The organism is Telluria sp. GW821-FHT07G12, assembly GCF_059418525.1.
The window spans coordinates 377274-402294 of the sequence record NZ_JBWKQA010000004.1; the positions used below are offsets into that span (position 1 = coordinate 377274).

Sequence of the window (25021 nt, forward strand, 5' to 3'; positions counted from 1 at the left end):
ACCAGGCGAACGGGATGAGTTTGCGGGAAGTCAGGCGTGCGCGGGTGCGCTGTAGGGTGGGCACTCCGTGCCCACGCGAACGTCACTCAGCCGGCGCCCAGCGATTTCTGCAGCAGCGCGTGCAGCGAGGCGAAATCCGGTTCGCCCAGGTAGCGCTTGAGGATCTTGCCGTCCTTGCCGATGACGAAGGTGGTTGGCGTCATGGCGACGTCGCCGAACTGTTTCGCCAGGTCGCCGCCGGAATCGAGCGCGACCTTGAACGGCAGCTTGCGGGTCTCGGCATAGTTCAGGACGTAGTTCGGCGGATCGTAGCTCATCGCGACGGCGACGAATTCCAGGCCCTGGCCCTTGAACTTGTTATAGGTATCGACCATCTGCGGCATTTCCTTCACGCAGGTGGCGCAGGAAGTTGCCCAGAAATTGACCATCACAACCTTGCCGCGCAAGTCCTGCGAGCTGATCTTCTGGCCGTCGATGCTGATGAAGGTGACGTCCGGGGCCGCCGTCCGGCCGCTGAAGGTGGCGAAGCCAATGCCGGCGATGGCGAGCACGGCGGCGCCGACGGCAGCCGGTTTGATCCAGGAACGGGGGGAAGCTGATGCGGTCATGGGTTCATCTCATCCGTGAGCGGGTGACGAATCATTATAGATCCGCCACCTTTTCCCTGCCTTGACAGATTATTGCGCTTGCGGCGGCTGCTGCGGCTGCATCGCGCGCAGGTCTTCTTCGCTGATGTATTCGAACATCTTGGTCACGCCCATGACGCCCGATACGCCTTGCGCCACCTGGGCCGCGATATTGCCTTCGCGCTGGGTCACCAGGCCCATCAGGTAAACATTGCCGCGCTCGGTGACGACCTTGAAGGAATTGGCCGACACCGTCTTCTTGTCGGCCAGGCTGATCTTGACCTTGCTGGTAATCAGGGCGTCGCTCGAACGCGAAGTGTAGCTCGACGGACCGGCAACGATCAGCTCGTTCATGACGTTGTCGACGTTGGTGATGCTGCGGACGTCCTTTTCGACAGCCTGCTTCATGGCTTCGTCGCGCACTTCGCCGGTCAGCAGCACCTTGCGGTTGTAGCTGTTGATGTTGACGTGGCCGGCATCGCCGACGAGCTGCGGCAGATGGGTCTCGGCCTTCACGGCGATCGCCTTGTCTTCGGTCTGGGCGCCCAGGGTGCGACGGTCGGTGGTGGCCAAGGCACCCGTGACCACGCCGCCTGCCACCACGGCCACGCAGCCTTGCAGCGAGACTAGCAGGGACGCGAGGACGGCGGCGGTCAGGACGGCTTTCTTAACTTGCATCTTCTTCTCCAAACAGGGCGACGTCGATGCCGTCGCAAATACTGTGGATCGCCACCAGGTGAACTTCCTGGATGCGCGCGGTACGGCTGTGCTGCACGTTGATATGGACGTCAGCCTCGGTCAGCAGCGCGCCCAGCTTGCCGCCGTCCTTGCCGGTCAGGGCGACGACGCGCATTTCGCGCTCGAGCGCCGCTTCGGCGGCCGCCAGAACGTTGGCGGAATTGCCAGACGTCGAGATCGCCAGCAGGATGTCGCCGGCCTGGCCCAGGGCCTGGACCTGCTTGCTGAAGATCTCGTTGAAGCTGTAGTCGTTGCCGACCGCCGTGATGATCGAGGTGTCGGTGCTCAGCGAGATCGCCGGCAGCGGGAAACGCTCGCGCTCGAAGCGGCCGACCAGTTCGGCAGCAAAGTGCTGGGCATCGCCGGCGGAACCGCCATTGCCGCATGCCAGGATCTTGTTGCCGTTGGACAGGGCATTGAACATCAGTTCGATGGCCTGGGAAATAGGTTGTGCCAGCAGCTGGCCCGACTTCAGTTTGAGTTCGGCGCTTTCCTGGAAATGGGCGAGGATGCGTTGAGTATTCATGGTCGAAGATTATAGTGCAGCGGCAAGGTCCACCGCGCAAGTGGGGTAAAAAATGCTTACACTTCAATAGGCCTGGATGGCGTTCCGTAACCATTCCAGCTTGAAGCCATCGATGGCGACGACGTCGATGCGGCAGGGCGGCAGGCGTCTGAAACGCTGCAGGTAGACCTGGGCGGCGCGCAGGATGCGGCGGATTTTCGCTGGGGTGATGCTGGCGGCGGCTCCGCCGCGCGAACGGTCGGCGCGCTGGCGCACCTCGACGAAGACCAGGGTCTCGCCCTCGCGCATGACAAGGTCGATCTCACCCAATTTACACCGGAAGTTCGCTTCGATCAGCACTAAACCGTGGCGTTGAAGATACGCCAGCGCCGATTCTTCCCCTTTTCGACCCTGTTCCTGCTTCTGCGACAGGCGGGCCGGCCACATTTCAGGGCCCCGCGTCGACGGCTTCGAAGTTGCCGTTGCGGTAGATGGCCATGGCTTCGCGCCGCTGCAGCCGCGGGCCGTTAGTATCCACTTCCAGGCGGCCGGTGACGCCGTCGATGACGAAGGGCCCGCCCGGCCGCAGGGCCAGTTCGCGTGCGACCAGGAAGGCGTCGATGCCGAGCGCGTACAGGCGGTTCATGGTCAGCGGCTGTTCGGTGTCGAGCGGGCGCGGGTACATCATCACCGCGCGATGGTCCGGGCGCACCAGCCAGGGCACGTCGACCACGCGCAGGCCGTCCAGCTCGCTAATCGCCATGCCGGGCGCGCGGCCCGGATTGCTGGCGCTGCCGGCATAGCAGGGAATCGCGGTGCCGGTGCGGCCGCGTACCTGGCGCAGTTCGACCACGTCGAGCGCGGCGAACAGCAGTTCGGGCGGATCGACGTCCAGGCGCGCCTTCAGGTCGGCAATGACGGCCTGGTCCACGCGGCCGTCGGCCGAGGGAACGTTGAAACGCTGGCCCGTATGGCCGAGCTCGCTCCAGCGCGCCTCGAAGGCGGCCGCCGCACGCTGGGCCCAGGGCGCGTTGCCGGTGAGGATCAGCACCCGCCCTTGCGGATGTTCGCGCGCCGCCCACTCGGCGGCTTGCCTGGCTTCGTCCTCGATCGAGAGGCCGGCCACCAGCATGCCCGGCGGCAGGTTGCCGCGCGCTTCGGGATGGTTCAGGGCGACGGTCGGACGGCTGACGGCGCCGCCGGCGGCCAGCGCGGAAACCGCGGGGCGGGCCAGCGGGCCGACGATGACGTCGTGGGAAGCGGCGGCGCGTGAATAGGCGGACAGCGCATCGTCGGCGCTGTCGCCGGTGGGGACGAGGTCGACCTGGGTGCCGGTACCGTCGCGCTCGACGCTGGCCATGAAGCCGGCGCGCACCGATTCGGCGGCGCCGCCCAGCGCGGAAGAATTCATCGGCAGCAGCAGGGCGATGCGGACCGGGCCGGCGCCCCTGGCGGCAGGCGCGGCCCCGGCGTTCGGTTCCTGGCCCGGCAGCAGGATGGGCGCGGTCTGTACCGGCGCGGTTTCCACCTCGCCACGCGGCGGCGCATAGGCCGGCGTCCGCACAGGTTCGGGTTCCGGGCAGGCGTAGTCGCCGCTCCTGGGACTTGTGTTTGCGCCCTTGGGCGCGCACAATCCCTGCGGCTCGTCCAGGCTCACCGTGCTGCAGCCGGCCAGCAGCAGGAATGTCAGTCCCGCGCCCAGCGCTTTGAGTTTTTTAATCAGCATCCGATTCCCCCATGACCGCCACTCAGTCCACCCAGATCGCCAATTTGCCCGTCCTGGGCGAGGCAGCCCAGCAGTCCTATCCTACCGCAACGCTTTACGTGGTGGCCACACCGATCGGCAACGTCACCGACATCACCCTGCGCGCCCTGCACGTGCTGCTGATCGCCGACGTCGTCGCCTGCGAGGACACGCGCAAGACCGGCGCCCTGCTGACGCGCTTCGGCCTGAACAAGCAGATGGTGGCGGCGCACCAGCACAATGAACGGGAAGCCGCCGAAAAGGTGATCCAGCGCCTGCGCGCGGGCGAACGCGTGGCGCTGGTATCGGACGCCGGCACCCCGGCCGTGTCCGACCCCGGCGCGCGCATCGTCGACGCCGTGCGCAACGCCGGCCTGCAGGTGGTGCCGGTGCCGGGTGCCTCGGCGGCGGTGGCGGCGCTGTCGGCCAGCGGCTTCGTCAACGACCGCTTCCATTTTGTCGGATTCCTGCCGGCCAAGGCCAAGCAGCGCGAAACGGAACTGGCCCAGCTCAAGCTCGACACCTCGACCCTCGTGATCTATGAGGCACCGCACCGCATCATCGACTGCGTCGAGGCATTGGCGGCGGTATTCGAGCCGACCCGCCAGGTCGTGTTCGCGCGCGAGCTGACCAAGATGTTCGAAGAAATCCACCGTTGCCCGCTGAGCGAGGCGCTGGCCTGGGTCAAGGCCGACCCGAACCGCGAGCGCGGCGAGTTCGTGGTGCTGGTCGAAGGCGCAGCCGCCGCGGAAGACGAAGGCGAGGCGGAGGCGGAACGGATCCTGCAGATCCTGCTGGCGGAATGCTCGGTCAAGCAGGCGGCAAATTTGGCGGCGCAGATTACGGGGCGGAAGAAGAATGCCTTGTATGACCGGGCGCTGGAGATCAAAGGCAACGCTTGACTTGCCGTCATTCCCGCGAAAGCGGGAATCCATACGTCCCGTGATCAGTGCCTCAGCATGGGTTCCCGCTTTCGCGGGAATGACGTGGTAGGCGCTACCACTTGCAGCCGCTGTCCTTCTTGTCCATCGCCAGGAAGATCGGCGCCAGCAATCCCCCCGGCACGCCATCCTTGCAATCCGGCCGCTTGGCCCCCTTGATGGCCCGTTCCAGCTTCGTTTCGGTCTGCAGCGGCGGGGGCGGCAGCCGTTCCAGCGCGGTGCCTATCTTGGCCGGATCCGGCTCGTTCGCTACCTTGCGGGCGACGCTGCGTGCGGCGTCCAGGTTGAAGCGTGGCGCCTCTTTTGGCGCCGTATCCGCAGGCGGCGGGGTATCGACGGTGAAGGGTTTCTCTTCCGGCGCGGCGGCTTGGGCCGGCACGGCGATGATGCGGCGCGGTGCGTGCTTGCGTGGCGCCGCTGCCGGTTTCGGCTGGACTTCGGGCTGGGTTGTCGATTGCGCAGGTTCGGCAAGTGCCGGTTTTTCCGGCGCAGCCTGCAGGCGGACTTTAAGCGGTTCGCTGACGACCGCCGGCAAGGCCGCCTGCTGCGGCTGGCGGTAGATCGCGAGCAGCAGCGCATGCACGGCCAGCGAGATGGCGATGCCCGCCGCCACCCGCGTCGTCGTCTTGCGGTCGGACAGAGGGCTAAAACCCGTGTTCGGAAAACCGTCGATTACAGCATTCATGTGCAGCTCCATCGATTCCTGTGCCGGAAAGCCTCAAGCGCACACATTCACGGGCGCTTTCCTTGACCGCAGCCTCCGCGGACGTTATGATGGCTGTCTTCGGAGTGTAGCGCAGCCCGGTAGCGCATCTGGTTTGGGACCAGAGGGTCCAAGGTTCGAATCCTTGTACTCCGACCAAGTATACCGAAAAGGCCGACAGTGAATGCTGTCGGCCTTTTTCATTTCCGCGTAGCGATGGCGTGGGCACGTGGTGCCCACCCTACGTTCACGTTGCCGGGTAGGGTGGGCTCCCCGAGCCCACGTCCACACGACAAATCAACCCGCCCGCTTCGCCAGCAGCGCATTTCCCGCCCGGCTCACACCCTTGCGCCCCAGCTGCTGCGAGATGAAGGCGCCCGCATCCACCACCTGATCCAGGTCGATGCCGGTTTCGATACCCAGGCCGTTCATCATGTAGACCACATCCTCGGTGGCGACGTTGCCGGTTGCGCCCTTCGCATACGGGCAGCCGCCCAGGCCCGACACCGACGAATGGAAGATCGATACGCCCACTTCCAGGCTGGCGTAGATGTTCGCCAATGCCTGACCATAGGTGTCGTGGAAGTGCCCGGAAATGCCGTCCAGCCTGAACGCGCGCGCCGCCGTCTCCATCACGCCTTGCGTCTTGCGCGGAGTCGAGACGCCGATGGTGTCGGCGATGTCGATCTCGTCGCAGCCCAGGTCGCGCATGCGTGCCACCACGTCGGCGACGGCCTCCAGCGGCACCTCGCCCTGATACGGGCAGCCGAAGGAGCAGCTGATGCTGCCGCGCAGGCGCAGGCCGTGTTCCTTGGCGGCTTTCGCCACGCTTTCGAAGCGCGCGATGGATTCGGCGATCGAGCAGTTGATGTTCTTTTGCGAGAAGGCTTCCGAGGCCGAGCCGAAGATCACGACTTCGTCCGCTTTGCTTGCTAACGCCGCCTCGAAACCCTGCATGTTCGGCGTCAGCGCCGAATAGATCGTACCCGGGCGGCGCGCAATGCCGGCCATGACTTCGGCACTGGTCGCCATCTGCGGCACCCACTTCGGCGAGACGAAGGACGCCGCCTCGATATTCATAAAACCGGCGAGCGACAGGCGGTCGACCAGCTCGATTTTCACGGCGGCAGAGACATTCTCTTTTTCGTTCTGCAGCCCGTCGCGCGGGCCGACTTCGACGATCTTTACTTGTTTGGGCAGGTTCGTATTCATTCAATATCCCCGGTTGCGGTCTACGACATCGGCGACATGCTCGCCCTGTTCCAGCATTGTGATCTTGTGCGCGATCTGGCGCACGGCTTCCTCGCGGAGCGTGAGCGCCGAGATGTGCGGCGTGATGGTGATGCGCGGCTCGTCCCAGAACGGATGCGGCGCGGGCAGCGGTTCGTTGCGGAACACATCCAGCGTGGCACCGGCGATGTGCTTGGCGCGGATCAGGGCCAGCAGGTCCGGTTCGGCCACCAGGGCGCCGCGCGCGACGTTGACCAGGTAGGCGCCCTCGGGCAGTTTGGCCAGCCGCGCGCGGTCCAGCAGGTTATTCGTCTCCGGCGTCAGCGGCAGCATGCAGACCAGCACGCGCGTGCCACCTAAAAAATCGTCGAGCGATGCCATGCCGGCGTAGCAGTCCACGCCGGGCAAGTCCTTCGCCGTGCGGCTCCAGCCGCGCACCGGAAAGCCGAGCTGGCGCAGCGCCTGCACCACCGGGATGCCGAGTTTTCCGAGGCCCAGCACGCCGACCGTGAACTCTTCCTTTTTACGTGCGACGAGCGGATTCCACAGACCCTGGCGCGCCTGCTGCTCGTAGTCGTCGAAGCGGCGGAAGTAGCGCAGGACCGCATACGCCACATACTCGGCCATCTGCTCGCCCATGCCGGCATCGCCCAGGCGGATCACCGGCACGTCGGGCAGCGCATCGCCGAATTTCAGGACGGCGTCGACGCCCGCGCCCATCAGAAAGATCGCTTTGACGCGCGCGAGCTGGTCGAGCAGCGCCGGGGTGGGCGCCCACAGGACCGCGTAGTCGCAGGCTTCGAGGGCTTGTCCCTCCTGCCACACGACCGTCTCGGCCTGCGGCAGTGCCTGCGCGAAGTCGCGCGCCCACGGCTCGATCACGCCGTCGCCGCGGTACAGGAGGATGCGCAAGAGGCCTCCTTAGGCCGCAGCCTTGAAGGCCAGCAGCGGCGCGCCGTCGGCTACCTGGTCGCCGACCTGGTACAGGATTTCCTCGACCAGGCCGTCGCTCGGCGCCGCGATCGTGTGCTCCATCTTCATCGCTTCCATGATCACCAGCGGCTCGCCCTTCTTGACGGTCTGGCCATCCTTGGCGATCACGGCGACTACTTTACCCGGCATCGGCGCGGTCAGGCGGCCGCCCGCGGCCTCAAGTTCGCCGGCGTGCGCCATCGGATCGTTGTAGTTCAGTGCGTAGTGCTGGCCGCCGGTGAACACGTGCAGCAGTTCGCCGTCGCGGCGCACGGTGCCGTGCAGGGCGGCGCCGTCGAGGCGGATCGCATACTCGCCGCCTTGCTTCGATACCAGCGCCAGCGGGTGGGCCACGCCGTCCAGGTCCAGCACCCAGCCGTGCGAGTGATAGGCCAGTTTCAGGTCGTAGGTCTTGGCGTCGAGGGTGGCGCTGTACTCGTCGCCGAAGGAGAGCTGGCGGCGGTAGGTGCCGTTCAGGCGCCAGCCGTGGGTGCTGGTCCACGGGTCGGCCGGGTTGTTCGATACCGACAGCGCTTGCTCGGCATCGGCCAGGGCGACGGCGGCCAGGGCCAGCGCACCTTTCGGCGCCGGGCCGGCGGCCGGGAACAGGGAGGCGTTGTTACGCTCGATCAGGCCGGTGTCCAGGTCGGCGCTGGAGAAGGCCTGTCCCTCGACCAGGCGTTTCAGGAAAGCGATATTCGTGGCCAGGCCGACGATGTGGAACTCGGACAGCGCCTGCGCCATGCGCGACAGCGCCTGGGTGCGGTCCGCGCCCCACACGATCAGCTTGGCGATCATCGGGTCGTAGAAGGGAGAGATGGCATCGCCTTCGCGCACGCCCGAATCGATGCGCACGCCGGCCGGCGTGTTTGCCGAGCCGCCCAGTTCGAAGGACACGTGCGAAGGTACGTCCATGAAGCGCAGCGTGCCGATCGAGGGGAGAAAACCTTTTTCCGGGTTCTCGGCGTAGACACGCGCCTCGATCGCATGGCCGTTGATGCCGAGTTCATGCTGCTGCTTCGGCAGCGGCTGGCCGGCGGCCACGCGCAGCTGCCATTCGACCAGGTCGGTCCCGGTGATCATTTCGGTGACCGGGTGCTCCACTTGCAGACGGGTGTTCATCTCCATGAAGTAGAAGGAACCGTCCTGGTTGGCGATGAATTCGACGGTGCCCGCGCCCACGTAACCGACCGCGCGCGCGGCCGCCACCGCCGCTTCGCCCATCGCGGCGCGGCGTTCATCGGTCATGCCAGGCGCCGGCGCTTCTTCCAGCACCTTCTGGTGGCGGCGCTGCACCGAGCAGTCGCGCTCGTGCAGGTAGACGCAGTTGCCGTGCTTGTCGGCAAACACCTGGATCTCGATGTGGCGCGGACGGGTCAGGTATTTCTCGGCCAGCACCTTGTCGTCGCCGAAGGAGGAAATCGCCTCGCGCTTGCAGGAGGCCAGCGCCGCCTGGAAATCTTCCGAACGCTCCACCACGCGCATGCCCTTGCCGCCGCCGCCGGCGCTGGCCTTCAGCAGCACCGGGTAGCCGATGCGGTTCGCCTCGCTCTGCAGCAGTTCCGGATCCTGGTCGTCGCCGTGGTAGCCCGGCACCAGCGGCACATTGGCTTGCTCCATCAGCTGCTTCGCTGCCGACTTCGATCCCATCGCGCGCATCGAGGAACCCGGCGGGCCGATGAAGACCAGGCCGGCCGCTTCGCAGGCTTCGGCGAATTCCGCGTTCTCCGACAGAAAACCGTAGCCCGGGTGGATGGCCTGGGCGCCGGTGGCTTTCGCGACCTCGATGATCTTGTAGCCGCGCAGATAGCTGTCCTTGGCCGCGGCCGGGCCGATCAAGACCGCCTCATCGCAGACCGCGACGTGTTTCGCGCCGGCGTCGGCTTCCGAATAAACGGCAACGGTACGGATGCCCATGCGGCGCGCGGTGGCGGCGACACGGCAGGCGATTTCGCCGCGGTTGGCGATGAGGATCTTGGTGAACATGTGGTGTCTCGTCTTTTATATTGTTTATAAAGTTAAGGAATCAGCAGCCGCAGCTTTCCTTCTGCACCGATTCCAGGGTCGCCGAGCGCGTCTTCAGTCCCAGCTTTTCCAGCAGCGCGCGGTCGTCGTTCGCTTCCGGGTTGTCCGTGGTCAGCAGCTTGTCGCCGTAGAAGATCGAGTTGGCGCCGGCCATGAAGCACATCGCCTGCACCGCCTCGCCCAGCTCGCGCCGGCCGGCCGACAGACGCACGCGCGCCTTCGGCATGGTGATGCGGGCGACGGCGATGGTGCGCACGAATTCGATCGGGTCCAGCGGCGGCAGGCCGTGCAGCGGCGTGCCTTCGACCTGCACCAGGTGGTTGATCGGCACCGATTCCGGATACGGGTTCATGTTCGCCAGCTGGGCGATCAGGCCTGCGCGCTGCGAGCGCGTCTCGCCCATGCCGACGATGCCGCCGCAGCAGATCTTCAGGCCGGCGTTGCGCACGCGGCCCAGGGTATCCAGGCGGTCGTTGTATTCGCGGGTCGAGATGACGTCGCCGTAGAAGTCGGGCGAGGTGTCGATGTTGTGGTTGTAGTAGTCCAGGCCCGCATTCTTGAGCTGCTCGGCTTGTCCCTCTTCCAGCATGCCGAGGGTGGCGCAGGTCTCCATGCCGAGCGCCTTCACGCCGCGCACCATGGCTTCGACTTTCTCCATGTCGCGCTCTTTCGGGCTGCGCCAGGCGGCGCCCATGCAGAAGCGGGTCGCGCCCTTGGCCTTGGCTTCGCTCGCGGCGGCCAGCACGGTGTCGAGGTCCAGGATTTTCTTGGCTTCGACGCCGGTGTCGTAGCGCGCGGCCTGCGGGCAGTAGCCGCAGTCTTCCTCGCAGCCGCCGGTCTTGATCGACAGCAGGGTCGCCAGTTCGACGTCGCCGTCCGGGAAGTTGGCGCGGTGCGCCTGCTGGGCGCGGAACATCAGCTCCGGCAGCGGCAGTTCGAACAGGGCCAGCACTTCGGCCAGCGGCCAGGTGGCGTCTTTCGGCAGCGAGGCCGGAGTGGCGGGCGGGTGCAGGGTAACGACTTGGGTCATCTTGAAATCCTCGTTTTGAAAATCAGGCTCCGCGTGACGGCCATCCCGGCACGCCCGCGAGCTCGATGTAGGCTGCCGCGTCGGCAGCCGATGGTTGGTCCAGTCGCGGCACGCGTCCCAGCAGGGGCGCGGGCATGCGTTGTTCGAGCGCCGCCACGTTCTCGTCGGCGAAGCGCATGTCGGGATCGACCTGGTTGGCGACCCAGCCGGCCAGCACCAGGCCGCGCGCGACGATGGCCTCGGCGGTCAGCAGCGCGTGGTTGATGCAGCCCAGGCGCAGGCCGACCACCATGATCACCGGCAGGCCGAGCTGCACTGCCAGGTCGGCGCTGTCGAAGTCGTCGGAGAAGGGCACGCAGAAGCCGCCCACACCCTCGACCACGGTGGCGTCGGAGGCCGCCAGGATCTCGGCATAGGCGGTGATGATGGGCACCGGCTCGATGCGCACGCCTTCCAGTTCCGCCGCAATGTGCGGGGCGCAGGGCTCTCGCAGCAGGAAGGGCGTGGTGATGTGCTGCGGCAGGTGCACGTTGCCGGCCGCGCGCAGCATGGCGGCGTCCTCGTTGTGCAGCTCGCCGTCGCGCTCCTCGGCGCCGGCCGCGATCGGTTTCATGCCGCAGGCGCGCTGGCCATGCTGCACCAGCTTGTGCAGGATCGCGGCACTGACCAGGGTCTTGCCGATTTCCGTGTCCGTGCCGGTGACGAAGCAGGCGAAGCGCGTCGGTACGCCTTCCGCCGCCAGCGGCGCCGGGATGGTGGCGATGGCGGGTGCGCTGGCGGTGGCCGGTTCGGCGTAGCCGACATCGGGCTGCGTGCCGCCGGTTTGATCGGGGTCGTTGAGACTCATGCTGCGTTCCTTTCCAGCTGGTGTTCGAGCCGCTCGGTTTCCAGCTCATTCAATGCGGTGGCCAGCTGTGCCACCTCGTCTTCCGTGTGCGCCGCGCACAGGGTCACGCGCAGGCGCGAGGTGCCGGGCGCCACGGTCGGCGGGCGGATCGCCGGCACCCACAGGCATTGCTCGTGCAGGCGGCTCGCCGCGTGCAGGGCTTCCTCATTGCTGCCGATGACGATGGGCTGGATCGCGGTGTGCGACGGCAGGCGCTGCCAGCGCGTCAGCTTCAGCTCGCGGTCCAGCAGTGCGATCAGCTTGTCCAGGTGCGCGCGGCGCTGTGCGCCTTCCTCGCCCTGGATGATGTCCAGGCTGGCCAGCAGCGCATGCGCCAGTGCCGGCGGCGTCGCCGTCGTGTAGATATAGGGGCGGGCGCGCTGGATCATCAGTTCGATCACCGAGGCGTGTGCCGCGATGAAGGCGCCGCCGACGCCGGCCGCCTTGCCCAGCGTGCCGACATAGACCAGGTTCGGCGAGCGCAGATTGAAATGTTCGAGCGCGCCGCGGCCGTTCTGTCCCAGCACGCCGAAGCCGTGGGCATCGTCGACCACCAGCCAGGCGCCGTGACGTTCGCACAGGGCCAGCAATTCCGGCAGCGGCGCCAGGTCGCCATCCATGCTGAACACGCTGTCGGTGACGACGATTTTGGAAGCGGCCGTGCTGGCCGCGAGTTTCGCTTCCAGCGCAGCGACGTCGCCATGCGGATAGACCGTCACGCCGGCGCGCGCCAGGCGCGCACCGTCGATCAGCGACGCATGGTTCAGCGCCTCCGAAAAAATCATCGCATCCGGATCGCTGCCCAAGGCGGTCAGCACGGCCAGGTTGGCCATGTAGCCGGTGCAGAAGTACAGCGCCCGCGCATCGACCAGGTGCGGCGCCTCGAAAGCGGCCAGGCGCTCTTCCAGCAATGCATGCGCGCGGCTGTGGCCGGACACCAAATGCGAGGCGCCGCTGCCGGCGCCATACAGTTCCGCACCCTCGCGCAGGGCCGCGACCACGTGCGGGTGAGAAGCCAGGCCCAGGTAATCGTTGCTGCAGAAGGCCAGCATGTCGCGGCCGTCGACCATCTGGCGCGGCGCGGTGGGCGAGTCGGCGGTGCGGCGGCGGCGCGTCAGGCTTTGCGCCGCCAGCGATTCCAGCTGGCGCTTGACGCCCGCGATCAGGTCCAGAGTCATTCCGCAATCACCTTTTCGAACACCGTGCGCGTGCGCGCGGCCAGCCCGGCGATGTCCTCTTCGTCCAGCACATACGGCGGCATCAGGTAGACCGTGCGGCCGATCGGGCGCAGCAGCAGTTCGTTTTCGACCGCGCTGGTGAAGAAGCGGCGCGAAAAGCTCGAGGCGCGCCTGGCGTCCGGCTCGACGGCGTCGAAAGCCAGGATCATGCCGCGCTGGCGGAAGTTGGTGACGCGCTCGTGTTCCAGCAGCGGGGCCATTTCCAGCATCAGGCGGGTAGCCGTTTCGCGGTTCTTGTTCAGCACATCGTCCTCGCGGAAGATCTGCAGGGTCGCCAGCGCCGCACGGCAGGCCAGGGCGTTGCCGGTGTAGGAGTGCGAGTGCAGGAAGCCGCGCGTGATGTCTTCGCTGTAGAAGGCTTCGTAGATCTTGTCCGTGCTGAGCACCAGCGACAGCGGCAGGTAGCCGCCGCTGATCCCCTTCGACAGGCAAAGGAAATCCGGCCAGATGGCGGCTTGTTCGCAGGCGAAGAAGGTGCCGGTGCGGCCGCAGCCGACCGCGATCTCGTCGGCGATCAGGTGCACGTGGTAGCGGTCGCACAGCTCGCGCAGCAGTTCCAGGTAGAGCGGGTCGTGCATCGCCATGCCGGTCGCGCACTGCACCAGCGGCTCGACGATGATGGCGGCGATGCTGTCGCCGCTTTCCGCGAACAGCTGCTCGACATCCTTGATCGCGCGGCGCGCCACGTCCTGGGCCGACTCGCCGTCGACGGCATTGCGGGCGTCGGGCGAGGCCACGGTGCGGGCGGCGCGCAGCAGCGGGCCATAGGCGTCCTTGAACAGGGCGACGTCGGTAACGGCCAGCGCGCCGATGGTCTCGCCGTGGTAGGAGCCCTGCAGGCAGACGAATTCTTTCTTGTTCGGGTAGCCGGCGTTGCGCCAGTAGTGGAAACTCATCTTCAGCGCGATTTCCACTGCCGAAGCGCCGTCCGACGCATAGAAGGCGTGGCCGAGCGCGTGACCGGTCAGCGCGGCCAGCTGCTCGGACAGTTCGACCACCGGCTCGTGCGTGAAGCCGGCCAGCATCGCGTGTTCCAGTTTATCCAGCTGGTCTTTCAGGGCGCCGTTGATGCGCGGGTTGGCATGGCCGAACAGGTTGACCCACCACGAGCTGATTCCGTCCAGGTAGCGCCGGCCCTCATGGTCGTACAGCCACGGCCCCTTGCCGTGGCTGACAGCGATCAGCGGCACCTCTTCGTGGTGCTGCATCTGCGTGCATGGGTGCCAGACGCTGCGCAGGCTGCGCGCGATCCAGTCGGAAGACCGATTGTGGTTCGGGTGAGTCAAGATACTTATTCCAGCCAGGCGGGTTTGCGCTTTTCGAGGAAGGACGCGACCCCTTCGCGTCCCTCGGCGGATGCACGGATAGTGGCGATGCGTCCGGCCGTATCGGCCAGCAACACATCGTCGATCGGCAGCCCGGCGATGTCGCGCACCAGCTTCTTCGCTTCGCGCACCGCATTCGGGCTGTTGTTCACCAGGGCCTTGACGATGCCGGCCACGGTGGCGTCGAGTTCTTCGGCTGGCACGACCTCGTGGGCCATGCCGAGGCGCTTGGCCTCCTGCGCGTCGAAGCGCTCGGCGGTGAGGAAGTAGCGGCGCGAGGCTTGATCGCCCATCGCCTTGATGACGTAGGGCGAGATCGTCGCCGGGATCAGGCCCAGCTTCACTTCGGACAGGCAGAAGTTGACGCCGTCGGCAGCCACCACGATGTCGCAGGCCGCAACCAGGCCCATGCCGCCGGCGTAGCAGTCGCCCTGCACTTTCGCCACCACCGGCTTCGGGCTGAAGTAGATGGTGCGCAGCATGTCGGCCAGACGCAGGGCGTCGGCTTCATTCTCCTCGTGGGAGTAGCCGGCCATCTTCTTCATCCAGTTCAGGTCCGCGCCGGCGCAGAAGGCCGGGCCGTTCGCAGCCAGCACGATGGCGCGCACGTCCGCATCCTGGCTGACTTCATCGAAGGCCATCGTCAGGTCGGCGATGGTGACTTCGTTGAAGGCGTTGCGCAGCTGCGGGCGGTTCAGGGTGATGGTCGCGACCTTGTCGGCAACTGTAATCTCGAGGGTTTCGTAAGTGTCCATCGCATTTACTCCCTTCTTACATCCTGAATACGCCGAACTTCGTGTCTTCGATCGGGGCGTTGAGCGCGGCGGACAGGCCGAGGCCCAGCACCATGCGCGTGTCGGCCGGGTCGATGACGCCGTCGTCCCACAGGCGCGCGCTGGCGAAATATGGGTGGCCCTGGTGCTCGTACTGGTCCTTGATCGGCTGCTTGAACGCGGCTTCTTCCTCTTGCGACCACTGGCCGCCCTTGGCTTCGATGCCGTCGCGTTTCACTGTCGCCAGCACGGAGGCCGCCTGGTCGCCGCCCATCACCGAGATGCGCGCGTTCGGCCACATCCACAGGAAGCGCGGCGAGAAGGCGCGGCCGCACATGCCGTAGTTGCCGGCGCCGAAGCTGCCGCCGATGATCACGGTGAACTTCGGCACCGAGGCCGTCGCCACCGCGGTCACCATCTTGGCGCCGTTGCGGGCGATGCCTTCGTTCTCGTACTTGCGACCGACCATGAAGCCGGTGATGTTCTGCAGGAAGACGAGAGGGATCTTGCGCTGGCAGCACAGCTCGATGAAGTGCGTGCCCTTCAGCGCCGACTCCGAGAACAGGATGCCGTTGTTGGCGATGATGCCGACCTTCATGCCGAAGATGTGGGCGAAGCCGCACACCAGCGTCGTGCCGTAGCGTGCCTTGAATTCGTCGAACTCGCTGCCGTCGACGATGCGGGCGATGACTTCGCGCACGTCGAAGGGTTTGCGGGTATCGACCGGGATCACGCCGTACAGCTCTTCCGGCGCGTACTTCGGCTCGGCCGTTTCACGCAGCGCGCCCTGTTGCGGCTTGACGCGGTTCAGGTTCGAGACGATGGTGCGTGCCAGCGACAGCGCGTGGGTATCGTTCTGCGCCAGGTGGTCGGCCACGCCCGACAGGCGGGTGTGGACATCGCCGCCGCCCAGGTCTTCGGCGCTCACCACTTCGCCGGTCGCCGCCTTCACCAATGGCGGGCCGCCGAGGAAAATGGTGCCCTGTTCCTTGACGATGATGGATTCGTCGCTCATCGCCGGCACGTAGGCGCCGCCCGCGGTGCAGGAGCCCATCACCACGGCGATCTGCGGGATGCCCTTGGCGGACAGGTTGGCCTGGTTATAGAAGATGCGGCCGAAGTGGTCGCGGTCCGGGAAGACGTCGTCCTGGTTCGGCAGGTTGGCGCCGCCGGAGTCGACCAGGTAGATGCAGGGCAGGTTGTTCTGCTCGGCGATCTCCTGGGCGCGCAGGTGTTTTTTCACCGTCATCGGGTAGTAGGTGCCGCCCTTGACGGTGGCGTCGTTACAGACGATCACGCATTCCTGGCCGGCCACGCGGCCGATGCCGGTAATGATGCCGGCGCTCGGGGCCGCGTTGTCGTACATCTCGTAGGCCGCCAGCTGGGACAGTTCCAGGAAGGGCGTGCCCGGATCGAGCAGCATCTGCACGCGGTCGCGCGGCAGCAGCTTGCCGCGAGCGACATGCTTGGCGCTTGCCGCTTCGCCGCCGCCCTTGGCGATGGCGGCGACTTTGGCGCGCAGGTCGTCGACCACGGCTTGCATGGCCGCGGCATTGGCCTTGAAATCCTCGCCGCGCGGGTTGAGCTTCGTTTCGATCTGGGGCATCGCGTCTCCTGCGTATTCTATTTAGTTCCTTGCTCGGGGAAGCTGCCGTCCACATAGAACCAGCGCATGGTCGAACCCGGGCCGCCGGGCGTCTCGGGTTCGCGCACGAAGTTACTGATCTCGTGCAGGCGCTGGCCGCGGCCATTGACCCTGAAGCGGGCGACGAATTCGACGGTGTCCTGGTCTGTCTGTTCCGGCAGATCTGCTTTACGTTGACGTAAACGTAAAGCAGATTTTATCTCAAGTCCGAGCCATTGAATCTTTTCATTTTTGTCGATGATGGGCTCGGTCGGCCGGGTGCTGGGGTGCCAGGTGGCGCGCAGATAATCCTCCACCCCCATCACATAGGCCGTGTAGCGCGAACGCATCAGCTTCTCGGCCGTGGGCGGCAACTCGGCGCCGGCGATGAACGGGCCGCAGCAGCGCAGGATGGGCAAGGTGCTGCCGCAGGGGCAGCCGGTTTTCGGCGGGGTAGACATGGCGGCAATTATCCGCCATTTCAGGGGCTCAGGTGAAAGGGCGTGCCTGTTCGGAATTTCCGAGAAGACAGCATATTGCTTGGCGTTGCCGCATCTTCGGCCATCTTTTGCCGAAAATAAATTCAACCGTCCCGAAAATAATTCGGGGTCAGAGCACTTTTTGGAGCAAATTCGGGGTCAGAGCACATTTCCGGTTTTGCTGGAAAACGGCGGATTTGTGACTGCCAGGCACAAATCGCCGAAGCGCTCCCAGAGGAAGCACAGCGTGCTTAAGCGCTGAGCAATTGCCCAAAAAAGTGCTCTGACCCCGAATTAAGGCCAAAAAGTGCTCTGACCCCGAATTTTAAAAAATTAGCGGAGGGTCAGGCCGTCCAGCGCGAACGGCGGCGCTTTGCCCTGCACCAGGTCGGCAAGTACGGTGGCGGTGCCGCAGGCGAAGGTGAAGCCGAGCGGGCCGTGGCCGATGTTGAGCCACAGGTTGGAGTAGGGCGAGCGGCCGACGATGGGGGCGCTGTTCGGGGTGGCGGGGCGCAGGCCGGCCCAGGGGACGACGCTGTTGTAGTCGGCCGCGTTGGGCATGGTTTCGCGCACCTGGCGCGTCAGGCTGGCCAGGCGGCGGGCGTCCAGGCTCAGGTCTTCGCCCATCATGTCGACCATGGCCGCCACGCGCAGCTTGTCGCCGATGCGTGCGTACAACACTTTGCGCTCGAAGTCCGTGACGCTGATCTCCGGCGCCACGTCGTCCGGGCGGATCGGCGCCGTCAGGCTATAGCCCTTGAGCGGGTAGATCGGCAGCGAGATGCCGGCGCTTTTCGCCAGCGCGCGGCTCTGCATGCCGGCTGCCAGCACATAGGCGTCCGCTTTCACCAGGCCAGTGCTGGTCTGCAGGCCGGTGATCTTGTCGCCGGCGCTGACGAAGCGCAGTGCGTCGGCGTGCAGGAAGCCGCTGAAGCGAGGATGGGCGGCGATGCGTTCGGCCAGGGTCACGCAGAAAGCGTAGCAGTCGGCCACGGCTTCGCCGCCGTTGTAGATGCCGCCTTCCAGCTTGTCCTCCATGGCGGCCAGCGCCGGCTCGCGGGCCACGCATTCGGCCGCGCTCCAGACCTGGGTCGTGCTGGAGGAATCGGATTTGGCGGTGGCGGCGTCGAAGGCCTTGCGGGTGCGGTAGACCACCAGCTTGCCGGCGTCGCGCCACTGGAAGGATTCGGGCGGCACCACCGGTTCCAGCTGGGCCATCGCGCGGCGCGACAGTTCGCCCAGCTGCAGCAGCTTATGGGTGGTTTGGCGGTTGGCGTCGGCGCGGCAGTTGGCCAGGAAGGCCGCCAGCCAGGTCCATTGGTGCAGGTCGAACTGGGGCTTGAAGCGCAGCGGGCCGTACTCCTGGAACATCCACTGCAGCGCTTTCAGCGGCACGCCGGCGTCGGCCAGCGGCGAGACGTAGCGGTAGCTCAGCTGGCCGCCGTTGCTGAAACTGGTGCCGGTGCCCACTTGTGGTGCACGTTCGAGCAGCGTGACCTTGTGGCCCGCCTCGAGCAGCCACCAGGCCGAGGTCAGTCCGACAACACCCCCGCCGATCACGATTATTTCTTGCATCCGCGCACACTATTTTTATTCGACAATACGTGAGAGCTTAGGGGCTGGCCCCTGCTTTCGCTAATGAATGTAGCGCAGGAAGGCATAACCGCCAGTCATGCACGCACCAGGATGGCGCGCCGATGCATCGCCGTGAGGATCTGTTCCTGGAAACGGGCCAGCGAGGAATACGTTCCTTTATAGGCCAGCGGATCGGTCGAAGTGCCGCCCACCAGCGCCACCATGCCGTTCCGGTTCTTGAGATCGGCAGCGAACACGGACATCAAACCGTAGGCGTCGCCCAGGTGGCCGACCGCCGCAAAGCCGCCGCCCTCGACCAGCCGGGTGCGGGTGGCAGGGTCGTCAGGAAACTGCTCGTTGCCCAGGCCCCAGCAATTGAACAGGCCGTCGAGGCTGTCGCCGTTGCCGTCTTTGCCGTCGTAGGTCCACTGGCGCGCGAACATCCGGTCCAGGCTCGCCTGCCGCAGGATGCGTTTTCCTTCGTGGACGCCGCCGTTCATCAGCATCTGCATGATGACGCCCATGTCGTGGGCCGAGATGCGCATGCCGCCGGTCGGACTGAAAGGCGTGGCGTTCGCGCCGATCACGTAGCGCTCGATGCCGGCCGGCGGAGACGGCGGCTTGCTGCTGTAGTCGTCGACCTGGGCGATCCAGGGGCCGTTCGCATCCCAGACTTCGGTATCGACGGTGCGCTTGCGGTACAGGGCCGCGATGTTGGCGACGTCCCCCGAAGGCAGCTCGGACGGGTTGTAGCCGGCGTGCAGGCCCAGCGGCTCGACCAGCAGGCGCCGCATCAGGCGGTCGAAGCGCTCGCCCGTCACCTTTTCCATGATGGTGCCGATCACGCCCCAGCCGAGATTGCAGTAAGTGAAATAGGCGCCCGGACCGGCGTTCGCCGCCCACATCTTGGCATCAAAGTGCAGGCGGCTGCCGGGGACCAGCACGTCCTTCAGCGCCGTATCGACGCCCCAGGAATAGCCGGCTTCGTCGCGCAAGGACGAGGTGTGGCTCAGCAGGTGGCGCAGAAGGATAGGCTGGTCCGGGAAGTGCGGGTTGCGCAGACTGAAACCGAGATAGCCCGAGACGTCCGCATCCAGGTCGACCTTGCCCGCCTCGACCAGGCGCATCAGGCCGAGCGTGGTCATCATCTTCGAGATCGAGGCGATGCGGAACAGGGTATGCGAATCCACCGGCTTGCTGCCGACACCGCCAATACCGATATAACGCTGGCCGAACTGGCCCTCGTAGGCGATGCGGCCGTCGCGGATCGCCAGCACCGACAGGCTGGCCAGTTCGCAGGCAGGATTCGCCGCGATCGCAGCCAGTTCCTGGTCGAGTTTCGCCTTCAGCGCGGCCGGCATGGCGGAAGAGGATGCGCGTCCGGACGCCGGCGTGGCCGCCATCAGCGGATCGATCATGCCCAATAAAGCCATGCCAAGCATAGTGCGTCTGCCGTGATTCATTCCGTCTCCTTGTCTTATCATTTCCAGCATACGGAGTCGCCGCAAGCCCTGCCAATGAATAGGCCGCGCCTGTGCATAACTTTTCGGAATGATAACGGCCGATCCTTTCATGGCAGGCTGTTGTGATTGGTATTACACTGGTTTTATTATGCTGAACACCGAAACCCCCGCCTCGCAACACGCTTCCCTGGACCAATACCCCACCACCGAGCTGGTGAACGTGCTGGTCGATGACCAGTTCAAGGCCGTGGAGGCGGTACGCGCCGCCGCGCCGCGCATCGCCGCCGCCGTCACGGCTGCGCTGCCGCGCATGGAAGCGGGCGGACGCCTGATCTATGTCGGCGCCGGCACCTCCGGCCGCCTCGGCGTGCTGGACAGCGTCGAACTCTATCCCACCTTTTCCTGGCCGCATGGCCGTGCGGTGGCCCTGCTGGCCGGCGGCACGGACGCCATGTTCGTCGCCGTCGAAGGCGCCGAGGACGATATCGACCAGGGCGCGGCCGACCTGCAGAGCGTGAACGTGGGCAAGGACGACGTGGTTCTGTGTATCGCGGCATCCGGTGGCACGCCCTACGTGCTGGGCGCCCTGCGCGCGGCACGCGCCGCCGGCGCCCTGACCGTCGGCTTCGCCAACAACCCGGACGCGCCGGTCGCCACCGAGGCCGAAATCGGCGTCACCCTGGACACCGGTCCGGAAGCCATTTCGGGCAGCACCCGCCTGAAGGCCGGCACCTCGCAGAAGATCGCGCTGAATTCTTTCTCGAGCGCCCTGATGGTGCGTTTGAACAAGGTTTATGGCAACCTGATGGTAGACTTGAAGGCGACCAACGCCAAGCTGGTGCGCCGGGCGATCCGCCTGACCACCTTCGCGACGGGCGCCGACGACGAATCGGCGCGCCAGGTGCTGGAGCAGTGCGGCTTCCACGTCAAGGTTGCGATCGTGGCCTTGTCCAAGAAAATCCAGGTCGAGCAGGCCCGCGCCTTGCTGGACAGCGCCAACGGCAGCGTGCGCGACGCTCTCGCCAGCTGAAGCTGGGCGGCTGAAGCACGCGGCGGGGCGCGCCGCCGGCCTGGGATCACGAAAGAGTTATGCAGACATCGCAAGCAAAGAACCCGTGGCTGTGGGTGCCCTCCCTGTACTTCGGCCAGGCCATTCCCTACATCGTCGCCAACAACCTGTCGGTCGTCATGTACAAGGACATGGGGATCTCCAACACCGACATCGCCTTCTACACCAGCCTGTTGTATCTGCCCTGGGTGATCAAGCCGCTGTGGTCGCCGCTGGTCGACATGTTCGGCTCCAAGCGCGGCTGGACCGTCGCCCTGCAGCTGGTGCTGGCCGCCGGCCTGGGCGCGGTTGGGGCGACGCTGCATCTACCCGCCTTCTTCATGGTCAGCCTGGCCGTCATGTGGATCATGGCCTTCGCTTCCGCCACCCACGACATCTCGGCCGACGGCTTTTATATGCTCGGCATGCGCCCGCAGCAGCAGGCGGCCTACGTGGGTGTGCGTTCCACTTTCTATCGGCTCGCGACGCTGGCGGGGCAGGGGCCGCTGGTGATTTTGGCCGGCACGCTGGCGGTGTCGCTGAACGATGTGCACCAGGCCTGGGCCATCGTGTTCTTCGTATTGGCCGGTTTGTTCTTCGCGCTGTTCGCCTGGCACCAGGCGGTGCTGCCGCGGCCCGAAGCCGACCAGCCGGCGGCGCCAGGCACCAACCCGCTGCGCGCCTTTCTGGCTACCTTCGGCAGCTTCTTCGGCAAGCGCGATATCTGGCTGATCCTCGGTTTCATTCTGACCTTCCGCCTGGGCGAGTCCCAGCTGCTGAAACTCGTCGCGCCCTTCCTGAAGGACCCGGTCGAGAAGGGCGGCCTGGGGCTCACAACCGCGCAATACGGCACCGCCTACGGCACCATCGGCATCATCGCCCTGACCATCGGCGGCCTGGCCGGCGGCTGGCTGATCTCGCGCCTCGGACTGAAGCGCTGCCTGTGGCTGATGGTGGCCGCGGTGCACCTGCCGGACCTGGTCTTCGTCTATTTGTCCTCGACGCAGCCACAGAATTTCGGCGTCATTTCCGGCTTCCTGGCGATCGAGCAGTTCGGCTACGGCTTCGGCTTCACCGCCATGCTGATGTACATGATCATGGTCTGCGAGGGCCCATATAAAACCGCGCACTACGCGATCTGCACCGGCCTGATGGCGCTGGGGATGATGGTGCCGGGCATGTGGAGCGGGAAGCTGCAGGAGATGCTGGGGTACCAGCACTTCTTCATCTGGGTGTGCATCGCAACGATTCCGGCTTTCGCGATGGCGGCGCTGGTAAAGATCGATCCGGAATTCGGGAAGAAATAAGGGGATACCACCAAGATGCGCGACACAAGCAGCCGCCTGGCTTCGCTCGACGCCTTCCGCGGCTTCACGATCGCGGCAATGGTGCTGGTCAATAACCCTGGCGACTGGGGCAACCTGTACTCCCAGCTCGAACACGCCAAGTGGAACGGCTGGACCTTCACCGACTGCATCTTCCCTTTCTTCCTCTTCATCGGCGGCGTCGCCATGGCGCTGTCCTTGGGCCGCCTGGCCGCTGCGGGCGCCGACAAGCCCAGGCTGCTGATGAAACTGGCCAAGCGCGCCGCGCTGATCTTCCTGATCGGCTTCCTGCTCAACTTCATGCCCTACTTTAACGTCGAGAAGGTACGCATTCCCGGGGTGCTGCAGCGGATTGCCCTGTGCACCTTGCTGGCCGCGCCCATTGTCGTGTATTGCGGCTGGCGCATGCAGCTGGCCATCATCGCCGCGCTGCTGACCCTGTACAGCGTGCTGATGCTGCTGGTGCCGGTGCCCGGCATCGGCGCCGGCGTGCTGGAGCCGGGCCAGGACTTCGGCGCCTGGATCGACCGTTCCCTGCTGGGCAAGCACCTGTGGGTGCAAAGTAAAACCTGGGATCCCGAAGGCCTGGTCTCGACCCTGCCGGCCCTGTGCAGCCAGCTGTTCGGCGTGCTGGCCGGGCGCTGGCTGGCGACCAATGTGAACCGCGCCGAGCAGACCGTCTGGATGCTGCTGGCCGGCCTGCTGTGCGTCTGGATCGGCGTGATTTTCGATACCATTCTGATGCCAATAAACAAGAGCCTGTGGACCCCGTCCTATTGCTTCCTGATGACGGGCTGGGCCCTGATCGTGTTTTCCGCCTTTTACTGGCTGCTGGACGTGAACCCCTACAATGCCGTGCGCGAGGCTGCGGCGCGCTGGAGCAAGCCCTTCATCATCTATGGCATGAATGCGCTGTTCATCTTCGCGCTGTCGGGATTCCTGGCCAAGATGTTCGGCTTTATCAAGTTCACCCAGCCGGACGGCAGCCTGCGTTCGCTGGGCAAGACCCTGTATGCGCCGCTTGCCGCGCTGCCGATCGGGCCCGTGAACACCTCGCTGCTGCATGCGGTGCTGTTCAACGCCCTGATGTTCGCGGTGGCCTGGGCCATGTGGCGCAAGAAGTGGTTCGTCAAAGTTTAAGAAGGAGTGGTGGTGCAAGCTAATCAACAACGACGCGCGTTCGCGCTTGCGGGAGTCGCCGGCGCGCTGGCGCTGAGCGGCCTGTTCTCGGCCTGTACCACAACCCCGGGCGCCGGCACGATCGCCACGGCCGGCGCCGGCGGTGGAGACACGCCGCCGCCCGCGCCGCGCGAATTCCGTGCCGTCTGGGTCTCGACCGTCGCCAACATCGACTGGCCCAGCAAGCAGAACCTGAACGCCGCCCAGCAGCAGGCGGAAGCCATCGCCATCCTCGACCGCGCCAAGGCGATGAACCTGAACGCCATCGTGCTGCAGGTGCGCCCGTCGGCCGACGCCATTTACGCTTCGCAGATCGAACCGTGGTCCGAGTACCTGACCGGCGCCCAGGGCAAGCCGCCGCAGCCCTGGTACGACCCGCTGAAATTCTGGGTCACGCAGGCGCACGCGCGCGGGCTCGAACTGCACGCCTGGTTCAACCCTTACCGTGCGCGCCACAACATCGCGAAATCGCCGGCCGCGCCCAACCACATCACCCGCACCAACCCGGCCGCCGTCAAAACCTACGGCAAATTCGAGTGGATGGACCCGGGCGAGGAATCCGCCGTCAAGCAGACCCTGGACGTGGTGATGGACGTGGTGCGCCGCTATGACATCGACGGCGTGCACATCGACGATTATTTTTATCCTTACCCGATCGAGGCGCCCAACGCCACGGCCGGCAACGAGACCGCGCTGACCGGCAAGGCCGCCAAGGCGGAACTCGACTTCCCGGACGAGCCGTCCTGGCAGCGCTACCTGGCCACGGGCGGAAAACTGGACCGCGCCTCCTGGCGCCGCCAGAACGTGAACCACCTGATCCAGGCCATGTACGAGGGCATCCACAAGGAAAAGAGCTGGGTGCGCTTCGGCATCAGCCCCTTCGGCCTGGGCCGCCCGGACCGCCGCCCGCCCGGCATCACCGGTTTCTCGCAGTACGACAAGCTGTACGCGGACGCCGAGACCTGGCTGCAGAACGGCTGGCTCGATTACTTCACGCCGCAGCTCTACTGGTCGCTCAAGCAGCCGGGCCAGGCTTACGACCAGCTGCTCGACTACTGGATCGGGCAGAACACCCTGGGCCGCCACATCTGGCCGGGCCTGTACACCAGCCGCATCGGCATCGCGCCGCCGGCCAAGGACTATCCGCCGCAGGAAATCATCGAGCAGATCGCCGTCACGCGCTCGCGCCCGACCGCGGGCGGCCACGTCCACTTCAGCATGGTCGCGCTGATGGAGAACCGCAAGGGCATCGGCGACCAGCTGCGCACCATCTCCTACGCCACGCCGGCGCTGGTGCCGTCCACCCCATGGCTGGGCAAGGCGGTGCCGGCAGCGCCTTCGGTGGCGGCGACCCGCAAGGGCAATGCCGTGCGCCTGAAGCTGGCGGCGGGCAAGGAGAACACCCTGTATGCGGTGTGGTCGCGCTTTGGCGGGCAGTGGAAGTTCACGGTGGTGCCGGCGGGCCTGAGCGAATGGCTGATTGCCGACGATGCAACGCTCGGGGCGGCGGATCTGGTGGTGGTCAGCGGCGTCGACCGTCTGGGGAACGAGAGTGCCCGCGTCAAGGCCTGGAAAAAGTCCTGATCGCGCGC

General features: G+C 65.9%; 24 protein-coding genes and 1 tRNA gene. 7 read left to right on the forward strand and 18 right to left on the reverse strand.

Annotation, left to right across the window (positions count from 1 at the left end; genetic code table 11):
• Positions 1–86: 86 nt before the first annotated feature.
• The 5 genes from AC07PE_RS17540 to AC07PE_RS17560 all read right to left on the reverse strand — a co-directional run bounded on the left by AC07PE_RS17540 (position 87) and on the right by AC07PE_RS17560 (position 3595).
• Complete coding sequence (locus tag AC07PE_RS17540; RefSeq protein ID WP_498766727.1) at positions 87–608, reverse strand: peroxiredoxin family protein; 522 nt, start codon at positions 606–608, stop codon at positions 87–89.
• A 69-nt stretch (positions 609–677) separates the two neighbouring features.
• Positions 678–1304 carry a BON domain-containing protein gene (locus AC07PE_RS17545; protein ID WP_498766729.1) on the reverse strand — a complete coding sequence of 209 codons (627 nt, stop codon included), beginning with the start codon at positions 1302–1304 and terminating at the stop codon, positions 678–680.
• On the reverse strand, positions 1294–1890 hold the full coding sequence (locus AC07PE_RS17550) for a phosphoheptose isomerase (protein WP_498766731.1): 597 nt from the start codon (positions 1888–1890) through the stop codon (positions 1294–1296). The genes AC07PE_RS17545 and AC07PE_RS17550 overlap by 11 nt, the downstream gene beginning before the upstream one ends.
• 63 nt (positions 1891–1953) lie before the next feature.
• Positions 1954–2316 (reverse strand): YraN family protein, encoded by a 363-nt coding sequence (locus AC07PE_RS17555; protein ID WP_498766732.1) that lies wholly within the window; start codon positions 2314–2316, stop codon positions 1954–1956.
• Position 2317: 1 nt separating this feature from the next.
• Positions 2318–3595 carry a penicillin-binding protein activator gene (locus AC07PE_RS17560; RefSeq protein ID WP_498766733.1) on the reverse strand — a complete coding sequence of 426 codons (1278 nt, stop codon included), beginning with the start codon at positions 3593–3595 and terminating at the stop codon, positions 2318–2320.
• Positions 3596–3606: 11 nt separating this feature from the next.
• On the opposite strand from AC07PE_RS17560, the gene rsmI reads away from it, so the two are divergent.
• Positions 3607–4515, forward strand: coding sequence for a 16S rRNA (cytidine(1402)-2'-O)-methyltransferase (gene rsmI, locus AC07PE_RS17565; protein ID WP_498766735.1), 909 nt, complete (start codon positions 3607–3609; stop codon positions 4513–4515).
• A gap of 94 nt (positions 4516–4609) precedes the next feature.
• On the opposite strand, the gene AC07PE_RS17570 is transcribed toward rsmI, so the two are convergent.
• A complete protein-coding gene (locus AC07PE_RS17570; protein WP_498766737.1) occupies positions 4610–5239 on the reverse strand; it encodes a hypothetical protein in 630 nt (209 codons plus the stop codon).
• 100 nt (positions 5240–5339) lie between these two features.
• On the opposite strand from AC07PE_RS17570, the gene AC07PE_RS17575 reads away from it, so the two are divergent.
• A tRNA-Pro gene (locus tag AC07PE_RS17575) sits at positions 5340–5416 on the forward strand.
• A gap of 138 nt (positions 5417–5554) precedes the next feature.
• Here AC07PE_RS17575 and AC07PE_RS17580 read toward each other — a convergent pair.
• From AC07PE_RS17580 to AC07PE_RS17625, 10 genes are read right to left on the reverse strand one after another with little or no spacing between them, the layout of a single operon-like run.
• Complete coding sequence (locus tag AC07PE_RS17580; protein WP_498766739.1) at positions 5555–6469, reverse strand: hydroxymethylglutaryl-CoA lyase; 915 nt, start codon at positions 6467–6469, stop codon at positions 5555–5557.
• Complete coding sequence (locus AC07PE_RS17585; protein ID WP_498766741.1) at positions 6470–7399, reverse strand: 2-hydroxyacid dehydrogenase; 930 nt, start codon at positions 7397–7399, stop codon at positions 6470–6472. It abuts the gene before it with no gap.
• Between the two features lie 9 nt (positions 7400–7408).
• Positions 7409–9445 (reverse strand): acetyl/propionyl/methylcrotonyl-CoA carboxylase subunit alpha, encoded by a 2037-nt coding sequence (locus tag AC07PE_RS17590; RefSeq protein WP_498766743.1) that lies wholly within the window; start codon positions 9443–9445, stop codon positions 7409–7411.
• 40 nt (positions 9446–9485) lie between these two features.
• Positions 9486–10514: a biotin synthase BioB gene (bioB, locus tag AC07PE_RS17595; protein WP_498766745.1), complete on the reverse strand. Its 1029-nt coding sequence runs from the start codon at positions 10512–10514 to the stop codon at positions 9486–9488.
• A 22-nt stretch (positions 10515–10536) separates the two neighbouring features.
• Positions 10537–11361, reverse strand: a complete 825-nt coding sequence (gene bioD, locus AC07PE_RS17600; RefSeq protein WP_498766747.1) for a dethiobiotin synthase — start codon at positions 11359–11361, stop codon at positions 10537–10539.
• Entirely contained in the window at positions 11358–12572 is a 1215-nt protein-coding gene (bioF, locus tag AC07PE_RS17605) for an 8-amino-7-oxononanoate synthase (RefSeq protein ID WP_498767134.1), read from the reverse strand. The genes bioD and bioF overlap by 4 nt, the downstream gene beginning before the upstream one ends.
• A gap of 2 nt (positions 12573–12574) precedes the next feature.
• Positions 12575–13924: an adenosylmethionine--8-amino-7-oxononanoate transaminase gene (bioA, locus tag AC07PE_RS17610; RefSeq protein WP_498766749.1), complete on the reverse strand. Its 1350-nt coding sequence runs from the start codon at positions 13922–13924 to the stop codon at positions 12575–12577.
• Between the two features lie 5 nt (positions 13925–13929).
• Complete coding sequence (locus tag AC07PE_RS17615; protein WP_498766751.1) at positions 13930–14718, reverse strand: enoyl-CoA hydratase/isomerase family protein; 789 nt, start codon at positions 14716–14718, stop codon at positions 13930–13932.
• Positions 14719–14734: 16 nt separating this feature from the next.
• A complete protein-coding gene (locus AC07PE_RS17620) occupies positions 14735–16342 on the reverse strand; it encodes a carboxyl transferase domain-containing protein (RefSeq protein ID WP_498766753.1) in 1608 nt (535 codons plus the stop codon).
• A gap of 17 nt (positions 16343–16359) precedes the next feature.
• Entirely contained in the window at positions 16360–16821 is a 462-nt protein-coding gene (locus AC07PE_RS17625; protein ID WP_498766755.1) for a YchJ family protein, read from the reverse strand.
• Between AC07PE_RS17625 and AC07PE_RS17630 the strand changes: the two genes are divergently transcribed.
• Complete coding sequence (locus AC07PE_RS17630) at positions 16772–17101, forward strand: hypothetical protein (RefSeq protein WP_498767144.1); 330 nt, start codon at positions 16772–16774, stop codon at positions 17099–17101. The genes AC07PE_RS17625 and AC07PE_RS17630 overlap by 50 nt on opposite strands.
• Before the next feature lie 71 nt (positions 17102–17172).
• Here the strand turns inward: AC07PE_RS17630 and AC07PE_RS17635 are convergent, their stop codons facing one another.
• On the reverse strand, positions 17173–18414 hold the full coding sequence (locus AC07PE_RS17635) for a D-amino acid dehydrogenase (RefSeq protein WP_498766757.1): 1242 nt from the start codon (positions 18412–18414) through the stop codon (positions 17173–17175).
• 95 nt (positions 18415–18509) lie between these two features.
• Positions 18510–19877, reverse strand: a complete 1368-nt coding sequence (locus tag AC07PE_RS17640) for a serine hydrolase domain-containing protein (RefSeq protein WP_498766759.1) — start codon at positions 19875–19877, stop codon at positions 18510–18512.
• Between the two features lie 148 nt (positions 19878–20025).
• Between AC07PE_RS17640 and murQ the strand changes: the two genes are divergently transcribed.
• Genes murQ through AC07PE_RS17660 form a run of 4 tightly spaced genes read left to right on the forward strand, consistent with a single transcriptional unit; the run spans position 20026 to position 25013 of the window.
• Positions 20026–20907 carry an N-acetylmuramic acid 6-phosphate etherase gene (gene murQ, locus AC07PE_RS17645; RefSeq protein WP_498766761.1) on the forward strand — a complete coding sequence of 294 codons (882 nt, stop codon included), beginning with the start codon at positions 20026–20028 and terminating at the stop codon, positions 20905–20907.
• A 59-nt stretch (positions 20908–20966) separates the two neighbouring features.
• Entirely contained in the window at positions 20967–22232 is a 1266-nt protein-coding gene (locus AC07PE_RS17650) for an MFS transporter (RefSeq protein ID WP_498766763.1), read from the forward strand.
• A 15-nt stretch (positions 22233–22247) separates the two neighbouring features.
• A complete protein-coding gene (locus AC07PE_RS17655; protein ID WP_498766765.1) occupies positions 22248–23390 on the forward strand; it encodes an acyltransferase family protein in 1143 nt (380 codons plus the stop codon).
• A 6-nt stretch (positions 23391–23396) separates the two neighbouring features.
• Positions 23397–25013, forward strand: a complete 1617-nt coding sequence (locus tag AC07PE_RS17660; RefSeq protein ID WP_498766767.1) for a glycoside hydrolase family 10-like protein — start codon at positions 23397–23399, stop codon at positions 25011–25013.
• The last annotated feature ends 8 nt before the right edge of the window (positions 25014–25021 follow it).